Annotated in this window: 11 protein-coding genes; all 11 read right to left on the reverse strand. The window is 37.6% G+C overall.

The window, feature by feature from the left end:
• Positions 1-777: 777 nt before the first annotated feature.
• Complete coding sequence (locus B2R65_RS13750; RefSeq protein ID WP_286743505.1) at positions 778-1,554, reverse strand: DNA/RNA non-specific endonuclease; 777 nt, start codon at positions 1,552-1,554, stop codon at positions 778-780.
• A gap of 468 nt (positions 1,555-2,022) precedes the next feature.
• Positions 2,023-2,847: an alpha/beta fold hydrolase gene (locus B2R65_RS13755; RefSeq protein ID WP_286743508.1), complete on the reverse strand. Its 825-nt coding sequence runs from the start codon at positions 2,845-2,847 to the stop codon at positions 2,023-2,025.
• Between the two features lie 336 nt (positions 2,848-3,183).
• Positions 3,184-6,015: a response regulator gene (locus B2R65_RS13760; RefSeq protein WP_286743511.1), complete on the reverse strand. Its 2,832-nt coding sequence runs from the start codon at positions 6,013-6,015 to the stop codon at positions 3,184-3,186.
• A complete protein-coding gene (locus B2R65_RS13765) occupies positions 6,012-7,175 on the reverse strand; it encodes a hypothetical protein (protein ID WP_138541063.1) in 1,164 nt (387 codons plus the stop codon). Before B2R65_RS13765 ends, B2R65_RS13760 begins: the two co-directional genes overlap by 4 nt.
• 9 nt (positions 7,176-7,184) lie before the next feature.
• Complete coding sequence (locus B2R65_RS13770; protein WP_138541064.1) at positions 7,185-8,000, reverse strand: type II secretion system F family protein; 816 nt, start codon at positions 7,998-8,000, stop codon at positions 7,185-7,187.
• Complete coding sequence (locus B2R65_RS13775) at positions 7,997-8,872, reverse strand: type II secretion system F family protein (protein WP_286743517.1); 876 nt, start codon at positions 8,870-8,872, stop codon at positions 7,997-7,999. The genes B2R65_RS13770 and B2R65_RS13775 overlap by 4 nt, the downstream gene beginning before the upstream one ends.
• The gene (locus tag B2R65_RS13780; RefSeq protein WP_286743520.1) at positions 8,865-10,163 is read right to left on the reverse strand and encodes a TadA family conjugal transfer-associated ATPase; all 1,299 of its coding nucleotides are present in this window, start codon (positions 10,161-10,163) and stop codon (positions 8,865-8,867) included. The genes B2R65_RS13775 and B2R65_RS13780 overlap by 8 nt, the downstream gene beginning before the upstream one ends.
• Before the next feature lie 6 nt (positions 10,164-10,169).
• Positions 10,170-10,937 carry a hypothetical protein gene (locus B2R65_RS13785; protein WP_286743523.1) on the reverse strand — a complete coding sequence of 256 codons (768 nt, stop codon included), beginning with the start codon at positions 10,935-10,937 and terminating at the stop codon, positions 10,170-10,172.
• Positions 10,938-11,001: 64 nt separating this feature from the next.
• The gene (locus B2R65_RS13790; protein ID WP_248461479.1) at positions 11,002-11,391 is read right to left on the reverse strand and encodes a hypothetical protein; all 390 of its coding nucleotides are present in this window, start codon (positions 11,389-11,391) and stop codon (positions 11,002-11,004) included.
• A gap of 394 nt (positions 11,392-11,785) precedes the next feature.
• Positions 11,786-12,463 (reverse strand): tetratricopeptide repeat protein, encoded by a 678-nt coding sequence (locus B2R65_RS13795; protein ID WP_286743526.1) that lies wholly within the window; start codon positions 12,461-12,463, stop codon positions 11,786-11,788.
• Positions 12,460-13,974, reverse strand: a 1,515-nt coding sequence (locus B2R65_RS13800) for a type II and III secretion system protein family protein (RefSeq protein ID WP_286743528.1), incomplete at its 5' end; no start/stop codon positions are given. The genes B2R65_RS13795 and B2R65_RS13800, both read right to left, overlap by 4 nt.

Genomic DNA, 13,974 nt, shown 5'->3' on the forward strand with positions numbered 1-13,974 from the left:
AATTTAGCCTTTTCATAAAACGTTTTAAATAGCGCTTTAATAAAAGAGCGCCGAACTGAAAGAACGTTGATGAAAATAGCAAAGCAAAAACTGCTGTGGTAAAAATTTTAAAGTAGCCAATGCTTAAAGTTCTTTGTAAGTAATATAGTTAGTAAAGTTTTAAGTGTAATGGATAATAAAAGCGTAATGACCAGGAATAAACTAAAAGTACACAGCAAAGTAAGACTAGGTATAGCTTGGTAAAAACAACCTTAATGTCCGATACCGTCTAGTATTGGACATAGTAGGAGTGTAGTGCGCACTCCTTATTATAATATAGATAACTACCTATAATTTATATTATGTTAAATAAGGTAAATTAATACATAATCAGAGTAACTATGCTTCTATTAATTACGTATAAACCCCTATTTATGGTGTTTTGAGTAATAGTCTTTTAAAGTTGGTCTTTCAGTTAACCGTTCGAATTATTATGCACAGTAACTTTTAACAACAACTTACGCACTACATTTACACCGATATTTTCGCTAATATTTATGTAGTCTTTCAATCTTATAAAGCCTAGCTATTACAAATTCCATATAGCTGCCTCTATACTCCCTTTATAAAAATTAATTACCTTTTTAAACAGGCTCAAATTTTGTAATCGTCGTTTCAATCATTTTATTTAAAGCTAACTTACTGCTACAAGGTTTTTCGCGCCTCATATAAGGTTTAGTATAAAGCCTTAGATTTAAGTTTTTTAAAACCTAAGGCTTTACGCAAAAATAATATGACTTAGTTACAACCTAGTTCAGACCTTAAACCATACACTGATGATTCAATTGTTTGTGCACTGTTATACGATAAGTTTGGCATTACATTTATACCAGAGCGCGATTCAACTTCATCAATACTTACTTCGGTATTGCAAAAGTTATCACTGCGACTTGCTGTTTGCTCCATAATAAATGCCGATGCTTTAATTGTGCTACCAGTTTGCTGCATAACAATTTTAAAATAGCCACTTGGAATAGTATGTGCTTCGTTAGCTTGTGGTAACTCTGCAAAATAATATTCGTATAATGGACCTGTTACTACATATAAATCATTTCCATTTCCTACGTGATTTCGCACTGCAGATTCAAGCCTAACCCATGGGCCTTGATTTAATGCGGATGATTGCGGCGTAATATTAGAAAGTAAGTTTGTTAGTTTCCAATCAGCCGTATTACTAAAAGATGCTAATGGAACTTGATGGCCTCTATCGGTATTTATTGTTGCATATGCATCAGTATAATCATTAGGCTCTAACGTGTAATGTGAGTATAGGTCAGGATCGGCTTTCCAACTTCTGCTTCTCGATGGTCCACTCATAGTGCTAGTCGTAACATGGTAAGCCACCCAATCTGCAAACTTTGTATAACGATTATTTTTTAAAGTATAAATACTTCGCTCAATTGTATTGCCATTATCTAAACCTGTTGGGCAACCTTGTAAACAGTTGTCTGCACTTGCGCTGTGCGCAAAACATAACCCTGTAAGTACTATTGATGCCTTTATTATTGTCTTCATTGTTTTATCCTCAATTAAATGAGGATAAAAATTAACAGTACATTATTACAGCAATATGTATCTAACTAATTGTTTATAAATACAATAATATCGTCTTAAGCTTTTGGTATTACTAATATAAGTCGCGAGTATACAGTTACCCTCGCCTTATATTTAACGCAATAACGTTGTTTGTAGACCTAGCGAATAAAGGGATTTTTATACACTCACATATATTATGTTAAATTGAGTGCTTTGTGGTTTTCTATTTGTAATCACCCTGATATAAAGCGTATACGCACACTTTTAATGTATGAATGTTGAGCAATTAATAACGATTTATACTTAAATGGTTTAATACTAAAAAATAGATAAAAACAAAAAACCGTTTGAATAACTAATTATACAAAAATTAATACAGCTCAAACGGCATAGTTTTATGTACATGTTAGCCAAAGTGGCTAACTAGGCCTTTAAAATTAAGGTGTTTTAAAACTTTTTATCAGCCAAAAATTCACCCATTAACGAAATTACTCGTTCTGGTTTTTCATCAATAACCCAGTGCCCTGCTTTTTCTATCCAAGTTAGTGTTGAATTTGGTAAGGTTTGAGCTAACTGAGGTGCATATTTAGGTTTTTGAAAGTTATCTTCATCACCCCATAAAATGAGGGTTTCATGCTTTAAGCTTTTAAGCTCACCTGCAATTGCTTGAGTGTACTCTTTATTAAGTCGGCGCATATTATTGAATAACGCTGCTTTACCTTGCTCATTACTCCATTGCTTTAAATACTGTTTTTTAAGTTCGTCGGTCATTATGCTTTTATCGTATACACCTTTTGGCATAAAATCATTTAGCGTATCAACAAACTCATCAACCGATGTTTTTTGCTCTACACCAGGCTCAAGCAAATGTTCAAACTCGGGTATTGGCCAAGAATCAAAGCAAACACTATCAATTAAAATTAAGCTGTTTACTTTTTCTGGGTGATTTACCGCCATGAGTTGTGCTATTCCGCCACCTATATCATGAGAGGCAATGTTTGCTTTAGCAATTCCTAGCTCACCCATAAATTGACTGATTATTTTGCACTGAGCATTAATTGATACATCGGTATTTTTTGGCATATCAGATTCGCTGTAATTGAGTAAATCAGGTGCAATAACACGATGCTGCTCACTCAGTGTTGGCATAACATTTCGCCACAACGATTTGTTAGTCGGGATACCATGTAATAATAGTAGAGGTGTGCCCTCGCCCATTTCTTGATACGCAATTTTGTGGCCTTCAACGGTAATGGTTTGTGTTTTACTCATACTTAATACCCTCATCAATATTTAAAATTTAGCCTAAACCTGTGTATGTATAGTGATGAGCAATTATCATCCCAGCTTGTTTTTTACATAATTTTCTTGAGGTTTTAATAATTACAAAAACGTGAGGGCGTTTTAAAACGCGGTCTTTAGCTATTATTAGTAAGTAGGATTTATTTTTAGTTAAGCGAAAAGAGTAAAAATAAAGAGTTATAAGATAACCTTAATTTTTAAAATTATGAAATAAAGTAGCAGCTACATGAAATAATTACTGCCAGTTTGGGCCTATTAAAAATAATAGGCCCTGTGTATTTTAAGTTTTATATTTTTTAATTTGGACTAGCTTAGCAAATGCTTAATTTTATTAATTAATACTTGCTGCTTTACAGGTTTTTCAAGCATGTCGTCAAACCCAAGTTCAACATACTTAGCATTATTATTTGTATCAGAATCTGAAGTGTGGGCAATAATTTTGGTTTGCTTGTCTGCGTTATGTTTTTTTATTTTAAGCATCGCGTCTGTGCCCGAGAGTTCTGGCATAACAATATCCATTAAAATAATATCGTAATTATTTTGCGACACCATCAACATAGCTTCTATTGCATTGCTTGCATAATCTATTGCTACGTTTTCATCTTTCAGCATGGCTCTAATAACCATCTCTACGAGCGGTTCATCATCAACTAATAACAACGATTTGGTGTTGTTAAATTCTGTATGCGTTGTAGTTACAGTAATGGGTTCTTGCTTGTTTGCACTTAAGGGTAACAATTCTACGGTGTTAACTAATAACGATAAATTAATAGATGTTGTTTTCCCGCACTCGTGCACAGTAATATTTTTACCGCCGAGCATTTTAAAAATTGAGATAAAAAACCGCAGCTCTAATGTAGCATCAAAATTAATATCGCTTTCAAAAGACTGTTGTTTGCATACCATTTGTAACTGACTATAAAAGCTCCCCTGATTTGCTAAGTTATTTATAGAAAAGTCCAGCGACAAATAATGTTTACCTTGCTCGTTAATCAGCTCAGAATTTAACGACAATTTGCCTTGATGTGTGCTTTCTATAAGCTCACTAGCAAGCTGAATAATTAATTGCATAATCAGCTTTTCATCACTGCTTATGCCTTTATCTATGGGCACATTGTTATTAATAATTATATTTTTATCATCAGAGTCTTTATTAAGTATATCGGCCGCATTTTTAAGTAAGTCGGCTAAATTAATCGTGTTCATTTTAAGCTTTAATTTGCCGGTATCGGTTTTATTTATATTAACTAACTGCTGCACAACGCAACTTAACTGTGTACATGCATTTTCTAACTCATTGCTAAAATTGGCTTTACTGTTTTTATAATTAAGCTCTACTATAGATTGCAGTGAACTAAGTGGTGCTTTTAATTGCATTGCTAGGCGCGCTACAAATTTATCTTTTAGCTGGTTAGCTTGCTTAGATTTTTCTACTACTTGGGCAAGTAATAACTCTTTTTGATGCGCTTGTGTTTCATCTCTAAAGTAACAAACAAAGCCACCAAAGTCGGTATGTCTTTGCACAACGGTGATCCAGCGGCCATCACTAAAGCCGATATCTATTAATTGGCTATGTTCATTAGCTAATTTATTATGTTCTTGATAATGGGTAATAATGTTGTTTTGTTGAGAAATACTCATTATTTGGCTGTAACTTAATTGTTTATTGTTTTGAATAACATGAGAAAACAATTCGTTAAATGCCTGATTAGTTATTACCGGAAATTCGTTACTATTAAAAATGGCAAAGCCATGCGGCAGTGCATCAAGCGAGCTTGAAAACAGCGATTCTCTATTAAGTATATGGGTATTTTTTTGTTTAATTTCATCATGTAAGCGCCTTGGTAAACGTAAAAAGTAATAAACAAATGCAAATATAGCTAAGCTAATTAATGCCAGTTTAAATAAGTCGAACCTAGATACATTAGCAGGCGTTATCGGTTTGATGGGTTGCACATGCAAGCGCCACGTAGCAGGAAAACGACTGCTTGCTGCGCTTATGCTGTTAGGGATAGTTTTAACATTTAGCTCCCCCCTACTACCTAATATAAACTGAGGGGTTGATATAAATAAATTATAATTTTGCGTATTTAGCTTACCTATTATGGCATTTAAAAATTTACTTAAATCAAAGGCTGTGAGTGTATAAATAGCACTATTACCCATATTTATTTCTGAAATTAAAAACGCTGTATCGGCTACAGTAAATACCTCTACTGATTGTTTATTTGCTCGCATTGAAAAGGCGTTTAGCCAATTAGTAAAGCCATAAGCTGCTAAATCAAAGTTGTTTTTAGACCATATGGCAAGTTGTTTATAGTCATTATCAAATACAACAAAACCTTTATACGTTAAACTGCTTGATACCTGCGTTTTTACTAAATCACTTAATTGTTGCTGAGTATAACTTTGTTGGCTTTTTAAAAAGCCTGCGACAATTTTATCTTTTTGAGTAATGTAAAGTGCTTGGTTGTCAAAGCGCTCTAATGCATCAAACAGCGTTTGCCTTAACTGCTGAGTTTGTATGGCATAGGCATTTTTTTTGTCTTTTTTATCTAACGTATATAAAAGCAAAGCCGAGAACGAGCAAATAACCAGCGCAATTAAAAAGGCCACCGGCGCTAAGCTAAATAAGTGAACAAATCTATTTAGTGATTTTGTCTCACTCGGTTTAATTGCCTTAGTTGGGGTAAAATGCTTATTAAGCTGGGTTTGCAGTAATTGCGCAAAAGATACAAATTGTTCTTTTTGAGAGCCAATAAGTGTTTTAGGTGAAATATCGGCAATGATTAGTACGCCAATTAAGCTGTTATCTAAATTATAAATGGGATATTGAGAGTAAAAGCGGACCTGTTGGCAGCGCCCTTTTGTTAGTGGGTCAAATAAGGTGTCTTCAATTATGTAGAGTTTTTCTTGTGTGCACGCTTGTGCCAAGCTATTTAATTCACTGTCGGCTTTGTATGGGTCATCGCAACTAATAATTTGTTGCGTATACAAGGCATTATAATCAACGAATTTAACAATAGAAACATCATAAAACTGCTTCATTAGGGTTAGCGTTTCGGTTATTTCTTGTTTTATTTCATCTATTTGTGTGTTGTTAAATTCATTTATATTATTTGCATATGAACTGTTCATGGGCGCACTCCTTCACCTTTCGGCGGTGTAGAAATCCAACGCGTGCTGTTAGCACTTGTATGTGATGGAAGTTTTACTCTAAATGGTGGAAGTAAGTTATTTAAAGCGCGTTCGCCTTGTGCATTTAACACCGGCTCTGCCGAGGTTAAATTGAGCGAAGCCTCGCAGTAAGTCACGCCAGGCTCTATGCCAATAAGGGCCAGCGTTTGAATAATTATGTCGTTATTTATTAAATCGATACCTAGCAGCTCAAAGGTTGTTTCTAAAATAGTAAATACCAGTGTTTCTACTATATTTTCATCTTCTTCTAGTTGCGTACCTTGTGGGCAGCAAATACTGCCTAGCTCTACATCTACACTGCTTGCTACACCTACCAGCGCCAGTGCATCAAGCGCGGTTCCTAATAACACTTCAACTTGTGGCAAATATAAATCAAGAATATCGCCTTGTGGCTCATACCCTGTTTGGCAACTATTGCAGGACTGCGATAATTGCTGACTGTCTATGCCTAATAACGGATTACCAAGTGCAGTTACACCAATCAAACAACTACTATCGGCTTGCTGTTTAGCAATTGAAAAGCTTTCGCACGGGTTACCAGTAACTACCTTTTGAGACATATAGCGCGATACAATTTCGTCACCTGTTGCGGGGCACGCTAATGCTGTACTTTTTAGTAATTGCCCCATTACGGAGTTACTTAATTGCCCAATGGCATAATTAGGGCCTTGCTGTAGCGCATTGATATAACTTACATTGCCACTATTAGCGGTGTTACTAACTCCTAAACTATCTGAAAACTCATCACTTAAACTTTTTATACACGGGTTGCCTTGGCAATTAGGCGCATCGTAATAAATGGCTTCTCGTGAGGTGAACCTGTCATCGCGTATCCCAATTAAAGCGCGGTATGTTGCATTTGCTTGGCGGTCTGTGTAAAAAATTAAAGGCGCTTGGTGCTCATCAAACCCAATGGCGATACCTAAGGGGGTGTTATTAGCATCAACCACTGTTATTTGGTTATCTACCTTTGTGTGATAGCGCTTAATGAGTGCATCGCGCACTAAAATAACACCACCAATTGAGCCAATAATTAAAATGGTAATAATTAAAATCAGCTCAATAGTGAGTATGTAGCCCTGTTGGTATTGTTTATTCATAGAGCGCTCCTATAGCACTTCAACTAGCATTTTTAGTACATTCATTACCTGCAGCGCTGCAGGAAAAAACACCAGTACTAAAAACATAGGAAAACAAATTAAGATAATGGGAAAGGTGGTATGCAGTGCTTTTTTATTTACTTTTTTAGCTAATAAGATATTTTTTTTAAGCGCAAAGCTTTCTAATTGTGACTCAACCGCCTGTATTAATGGGGTGCCAAGCTTAGAGCCAATAAGCATTAAATTAGCTAATTTTTTTAAACCCGAGACCCCTGTTCTGTCATATAACGAATTAAAGGCTGTTTCGCGGTCTTTACCGGCACTGAGCTCAAACAAAAATAATTTAAGCTCTTTATATAAAGGGTGTTTTTTACTTAACCCGTGATCAACCGCTAAAGCAAATGCACGCTCTAGCGAAAAGCCAGCGCGCATATACACTAACAGCACACTTAAAAAAAACTCTAAGCTATTGTTTATTTGTACTTTACGCTGGCCTTTTTTAAATAAAAACCACATATCAGGCGCAAAAAAGCTAATAAAACAGATAATGGCTACAAGCGGTGTACTTATTACATAACCAGTGATCTCTATGGCAGTATAAGCACAAAATGTGGCGGCCATTTTAAAGCAGTACATGCTCAATAAAATTTTATTTAACTGATACCCTGCTTGTCTAAATTGGCTTTTTGAAATAACAATTAATGGATACCAATTTATATTAGTTTTGATAGGTTGCTGAACCTCAGCCTTTAATGACTGCTTTTGAATATGGATAAATGCACCCATACTCACCAATAAGCCAACAAATAAAAATAGGTCTATCATAGCGTTACCCTCAAGCTTAGGCGAAGCCATAAAAAGCCAAATAACTGGCAAAGCACAGCAACGGTAATAAAGGCCATGCCATTGGGGTTATTTAACAGCGGATCGAACCAGGTTGGATCGGTGTAATTAAATAAAGGCACTAAAGCGTAGGGTAAAACGCCACTAAACAGCGCAGCGTATTTAGTACCAGAAAGCTTAGCTTTGAGCTGCTGGCGATCTAGCGTTCTTAACGACATCATTTTGCATACACTTTTAAGCATGTCAGTTAGATCGCACTGGCTTTTTGTATGAGTAATTATGCTATGTGCAAATAACCGTACGGTTTCGCAGTAGTAGCGTTTAATCAAAGGGGCGAATGAGCTTTGTATATCACTGCCCATATTTAAGCGCTGCAGTAATAAATGACTTTGCGGTTTAATGTATTTATCGGCGTGTTCGTCGGCAAATTGCATAGCCTGAACAAGTGAAAGCCCAGTACTTAAACACGATTGTACGGTTTCTATGTACTCTAAAAATAAGTGCTCAAACTTAGCTAATTTATAGTGTGCTAAATCAATAATCACTATAAAGCAGGTTATAAATACAACCAAAGAAACAATTAATGCACTTGTAGTTGCTTGAGGATAAAAGTACTGTGCAACATACCAAGTACTGGTGGCAAGCGAGCAAGCAACGCTTATAAATAAAGCATTACTGATGTTAATCCCAAGTACCCGCAGTGACACTGTGATAATGTCTTTTTCTTCAAGTACATCTACCTCGTGCTTAGTACTTGCAGCGTGCGTTTTTACTTTAAGTGTTATAAAAACACTCAGTGCTAAGGTAAATGACATAACACTTGCTATGGCCAGTAAGTAATCAAGTTTATTCATAATTACGCTCCCTGGTCGGTTGCAGTAATGCGCTTATTTCGTTTATGTTGGCACCTTGGCTTTGCATAAAGCTCACCACGCTTGAGGTTCTAATTGCCTTATCATTTACTTGCTCGGTATCGCTTACGCTATACAGCGCAGAGTATTGCGCACGTCCGTCTACTCGCTTTATTTCGCCAATACTTTTTAGGGTTCTTACACCGTTTGTATTTCTAGAAACATGTACAATTAATTGAATGCTTGATGCGATTAATGCGCTGGTGTGGGTGTCGCTTAGCTGCGCGTTATGTAATTGCACAAGCGTTGATAATCGGGTAACCGCATCGCTTGCACTATTAGCATGTACGGTGGTCATTGATCCTTGGTGCCCGCAGTTCATGGCTTGCAGCATGTCTATTACTTCCCCTGCGCGTACTTCGCCTACAAGTATTCTGTCGGCGCGCATTCTTAGTGCCGCTTTTACTAAATCGCGCAGGGTAACGGCGCCTTTGCCATCGCTGTTGGTGTCGTGCGCCTCTAATTGCACCACATGATTATGGTGCAAATTTAGCTCTGCACTTTCTTCTATAGTTACTACCCGCTCGTTAGTATTTATTGAATTAGCCAATACATTTAACAAAGTGGTTTTACCCGCGCCGGCATTACCACACACTAAAATATTGACCCCTAAGGCCACCGCGGTTTTTAAAAAAGTGAGGCAGTTTTTGCTTAAAAACTTATTGTCGATTAAAAAATCATCGTTAATTTTTTTGTGGTTAAATTTTCTAATCGAAACAATTGCAGCACTGGTGCATGCCGGCGGCACTACAATATGTACCCTGCTCCCATCTTTTAGTTTGCCATCTACAATGGGATTCAGAGCGTTAACTTGTCGAGCGCAACTATCAAGTAATCTATCAACAAAACGACGTAAGTGACGTTCATCGTCAAACTTACTGGCTGTACATAGCAATTTACCTTGCTTATCTATCCAAATATTTTGCGTATCGTTAATTAAAATATCGCTTACTTGGTCATCCAGCATAAATTGTGCTATTGGACCTAAACCTTGTATTTCGTCGTAAACGGCTTGTACTACTTGAGCTTGTTGATGGCTGTTAAATGATGATTGTGCAAATTCGTCAATATCACTGCAAAGGGCAGATATTTTTTCAAGCAGCGCATCATTCAGTAAAGCACTTGGGTCTTGCTCGTATTCTTCAATTACTGCATCGTGGAGAATTTTTTTAAGTGATTCAAAGGTATTTAAATTGGTTTCTACAGACTCTGGTTTACTTGATAAATTAAACATAGCGCCTCACTTAGCTACATATACAGCTTGGTTTTTAACGCCTTTAACCACTTGAATTGTTCGGCTAGTTTGTAATTGGGAGAAATTTTGTAAGCGACCTTGTTCAATGTCATAAGCGCTGTGCACAATTATCGATACCTTATCTTTGGTATCAATTGCGGCTAACGAATACACATCTTTAGGAAGTACAGCCAACACTAATGACACACCCGCGCTGGTTGCTGGCTCTTTTTTTGCTAGGCTGTCCATCACGCCATTTTTTTGCGCTTTACTGCCAGGACCTTTTGAAATGCCAATAAGCTGCACATCGCGCGCAACGGTTCTTACAAGCCGGTTTGTTTTAGCAACAATATCTAAGCGGTCGCCTTTGTGCACCCGCGATAATGGAATATCTAAAGTGGTTAATTTTAATGTATAAAGCACTCTGCCTGCGGGGATCGCCTCTGATAAATTTTGGCTTTTAACCTGCATAAAATCTGTTTCAAATAGTGGTTGTTCACCCATTTTATTAGTGGCTAATTGCTTACCAATAAATGCGCGGGGATTTTGTATACTTAGCGCCATATTTGCATAGTTACTAGGGTTTACATCTTTTTGGGCAATGTCGTGCACACTCACTACTTGCCCGGCCGACATATTTTTATTTACCACCCAGGCAGTAACTAAGTCTTGTTCGTTTACTTGTCTGATGCCAAGCGCTGAGGCCAACATGCCAGAGGTGATAAGTAAGGTGAGTGCAGCGGTAGTCGCCCCTTTATTATTTTTACTTTTCATAATTTCCTCCTGACAAATTTCACTGCCACACGGTTGTGGCAGTGTGATTTAGGTAGTTATAAATTTAATTACCTTGTGAACCACCTGCTGCTGTACGTGTTGCAGCATCGCCACTTGGCGTTGCATTAATAAGTGCAGCACTTTCACTAAAGTCAGAGGCAACAAAAGTAAACGAGCTACCATCGCCTGCGTAAACATCTACGGCATCAACAAAGCCAGAGCCTGAAATTTCTGCAGTGCCTTCGGCGTTGATCATGCCATCAAATACATAGCTTTGATCTAACGAGCCAATTGCTTCTGCTACATCTTCAAGCTCGCTGGTTACAGAGTCTCGTAGGGTTGATAAACCAATTACCAGCGCTGCCACCATAGAAGTTGAAAGAATAATTAGCTCAGAAGTAAGTACAAAGCCTTGTTGTTTTTTACCGTTTAAGTTGCTTTTCATAGTTTTCATAATGATCACCTTAAATGTGTTAGAGCTTATGCCCACTTTATATATAGCGAGGACCGTGCCATTTATTAAGTCTATAAAAATCAGTACTTTGCTTTTATTATTTAAAATATGCTTTGCTTATCCTTGTTATGATTCGCATTTTGCAAATCATTATTAAAGTGAGTTACAACGCAAGCAGAGATTAATTAAAAGGCAAGCTGTTACTCATTTATACAAAGCTTTTAAAAGTAAGAGTGGCGAGCAATTAGATGGGGGGATGAACAAAGCGAGATAGGTTTAAACAACGCCGAGTAAGGCTATTTTAATTGTTTAGGTAGGTACGTTGTTTTTACTTTTTATGAGCGGGTTTAACTAAGGAGTGCGTAGTTTAATAAAATAAAAAGGCCTTGCGGCCTTAACTTTTACAATTACCAAGTACCGAAAGTTTCGCGTAGCGCGCTGTGGCTTGGCTGTGCTGTGCATCAAAACCTATTGCCTCATTATAATAATGACACGCCAATGCGTTATCAGGTGTCGTCTCAGCTATTAGCCCTTTATGATAGTAATAATGGCTTTTCTGCGTGCCAAATTTATAGGCAAGCTCTAAATAGTTAGCTGCAATAACATAATGCCCTTGCGCATAATAAATAGAGGCCATTTGTAAATACGGTGAAGCCTCAGTACCAAATTCATCAATAGCGTACTGGGCAATTTGTTTTGCTTTGGCTAAATTGCCTTGCTCAATAGCCAAGTTAATACCTAAAGATAGCGCGTTTAAAGGCGGATTAGGTAAATTAAGAAGTTTGTTTATTACCGATTGCGCCTGATTAGCTCGTCCGCTTTTATAAAGCGCATAAGCTGATACAGATAAAATAACCTTATTGTTTGGGTGCTCAAGCATTAACTGATTAAGCTCATGCACTAAGGTTAAACAATTAACCGCGCTTACCCCTTCACAAGTTAAAGCACTGGTGTTTAGTGCATACTTAGTAACAATATCACTTAGTGCAGTATGTGGGTTTACACTGGGCGCATAATCTATATGTGCGCAGCCCGATATACTCAGTAAAATAACGATATATATTATTTTCATAACCCTTGCTCCTGTATAAAACTGGCCATTTGGCTATCTAAATCAACTGTTTGCCATACACGTAAATTATTAACCGGCTCGCGGACTAAATTAGGGGTAACTACAATAATCAACTCCCGGTTGTTTTCGCTTTTACTGGTTGTTTCGCTTAATTTACCAAACAGGCTCTCGCCGTTTGCATCAGGTACAAAGTCGTGACTGGCGTTGTTATCTGTACTAATTAAGCCACCAATAATTAAAGGTTGTCCGTCTTGTAAACGGGTAGATGTTTGCATACTGCGTGTATTAAATGCACTGCTGTTTAAACTGCTGCCGGTGCTTTGTGCTATTTCTGCTGTGAGTGTGGTGTCTGGCAATGAAATAACCGGATTTAAATCAAGGGTTATGCGGTCTTTGTCATCCACTAAAGCACGAACATTGAGCTCAACGCCGAACGATTTAAATTCAGTACCACTAAACACTGAACCGCTATTACCTTGTTGCCCGCTGGTAACGCCAGATGGGCTGTAACTTGTAGGTACTGGCACTTCGCCGCCAACTTTAAATACCGCGCTTTCGCCTGCAAGTACGGTAAGTGTAGGTCGCGAAAGCGTTCTTGAAATTCCTTCTTGCTCTAGCAAAGAAAACAACATATCAATGGCAAATTGCGAGGTTGATAACTGCAAGTTATTTGTTAATTGTCCGCCAATTAATTGCAGTGCGTTTTCTATTGATGCTGAGCCAGACTCACGGGCATTCATGCCTTCTAGGCCAAATAAACCTTGCTCGTTGTTATACCCATTAGAAAGGACACTAATATCTGGACGCCATTGCTTTAAGCGGCGCTGATTAACTTCATAAAGCTGCACAGACACCCTCACTTGAGGTAAGTCTTCTACTTCAATGCTTGAGAGCACTTTACCTTTAGCCACCGAAAGCAAAGTAGCCCGCGCTACGTTTGAATTTACATTACTTAAAGTCAGGCCAGAATCGTCATTTAATAACCCGCCAGACTCATTTGCGAGTACTTCAATAGCGCTTGTTTCGTTTTGCGATGTGCTACTGATAAGCCCGTTTGGATCTAGTGCCGATGTGGGTGCTTGGCTTGCTTGCTCTGGTTCAAATAATTTATTGATGGTATTTAACAAACGCACCAGTTCAATTTGATTTTTAACTGTGCCGCTGAGCATAAACACATCGTTATCATCGTTTGATAACTCATCAACGGAAATACGTTTTACAGTTACTTTGTCAGCCCCCATCGATTTTAACACCTGCGCTATGCGCGCTTCCTTAGGCTTTGGCGCTTGCGTAACTTTAATAAGGTTAATAATCGCTACTTTACTTGAGCTTTGTGCTAAGCCATTGTTTAAATTACCCATGCCCTGTAAACGCTGCGCTAAAGAATTAAACATTCCTTGGTTAGGCGCAGAGGTAATAACAGGTTGCGCCGATTGCGAGCTACTTGCATATAAATAGTTTTTTGCCGCTTCGTGGGCTGCATGGCGATAATTAAGCGTAGGTACTTCGCC

It is taken from the genome of Pseudoalteromonas sp. UBA2102 (assembly GCF_002331165.1).
Taxonomy (GTDB): domain Bacteria; phylum Pseudomonadota; class Gammaproteobacteria; order Enterobacterales; family Alteromonadaceae; genus Pseudoalteromonas; species Pseudoalteromonas atlantica.

Bases quoted from the DNA above. Each gene is read 5' to 3' on its own strand.
- B2R65_RS13750 (WP_286743505.1), bottom strand. From the start codon at position 1,554: ATGAAGACAATAATAAAGGCATCAATAGTACTTACAGGGTTATGTTTT.
- B2R65_RS13755 (WP_286743508.1), bottom strand. From the start codon at position 2,847: ATGAGTAAAACACAAACCATTACCGTTGAAGGCCACAAAATTGCGTAT.
- B2R65_RS13770 (WP_138541064.1), bottom strand. From the start codon at position 8,000: ATGATAGACCTATTTTTATTTGTTGGCTTATTGGTGAGTATGGGTGCA.
- B2R65_RS13790 (WP_248461479.1), bottom strand. From the start codon at position 11,391: ATGAAAACTATGAAAAGCAACTTAAACGGTAAAAAACAACAAGGCTTT.
- B2R65_RS13780 (WP_286743520.1), bottom strand. From the start codon at position 10,163: ATGTTTAATTTATCAAGTAAACCAGAGTCTGTAGAAACCAATTTAAAT.
- B2R65_RS13775 (WP_286743517.1), bottom strand. From the start codon at position 8,872: ATGAATAAACTTGATTACTTACTGGCCATAGCAAGTGTTATGTCATTT.
- B2R65_RS13760 (WP_286743511.1), bottom strand. From the start codon at position 6,015: ATGAACAGTTCATATGCAAATAATATAAATGAATTTAACAACACACAA.
- B2R65_RS13795 (WP_286743526.1), bottom strand. From the start codon at position 12,463: ATGAAAATAATATATATCGTTATTTTACTGAGTATATCGGGCTGCGCA.
- B2R65_RS13785 (WP_286743523.1), bottom strand. From the start codon at position 10,937: ATGAAAAGTAAAAATAATAAAGGGGCGACTACCGCTGCACTCACCTTA.
- B2R65_RS13765 (WP_138541063.1), bottom strand. From the start codon at position 7,175: ATGAATAAACAATACCAACAGGGCTACATACTCACTATTGAGCTGATT.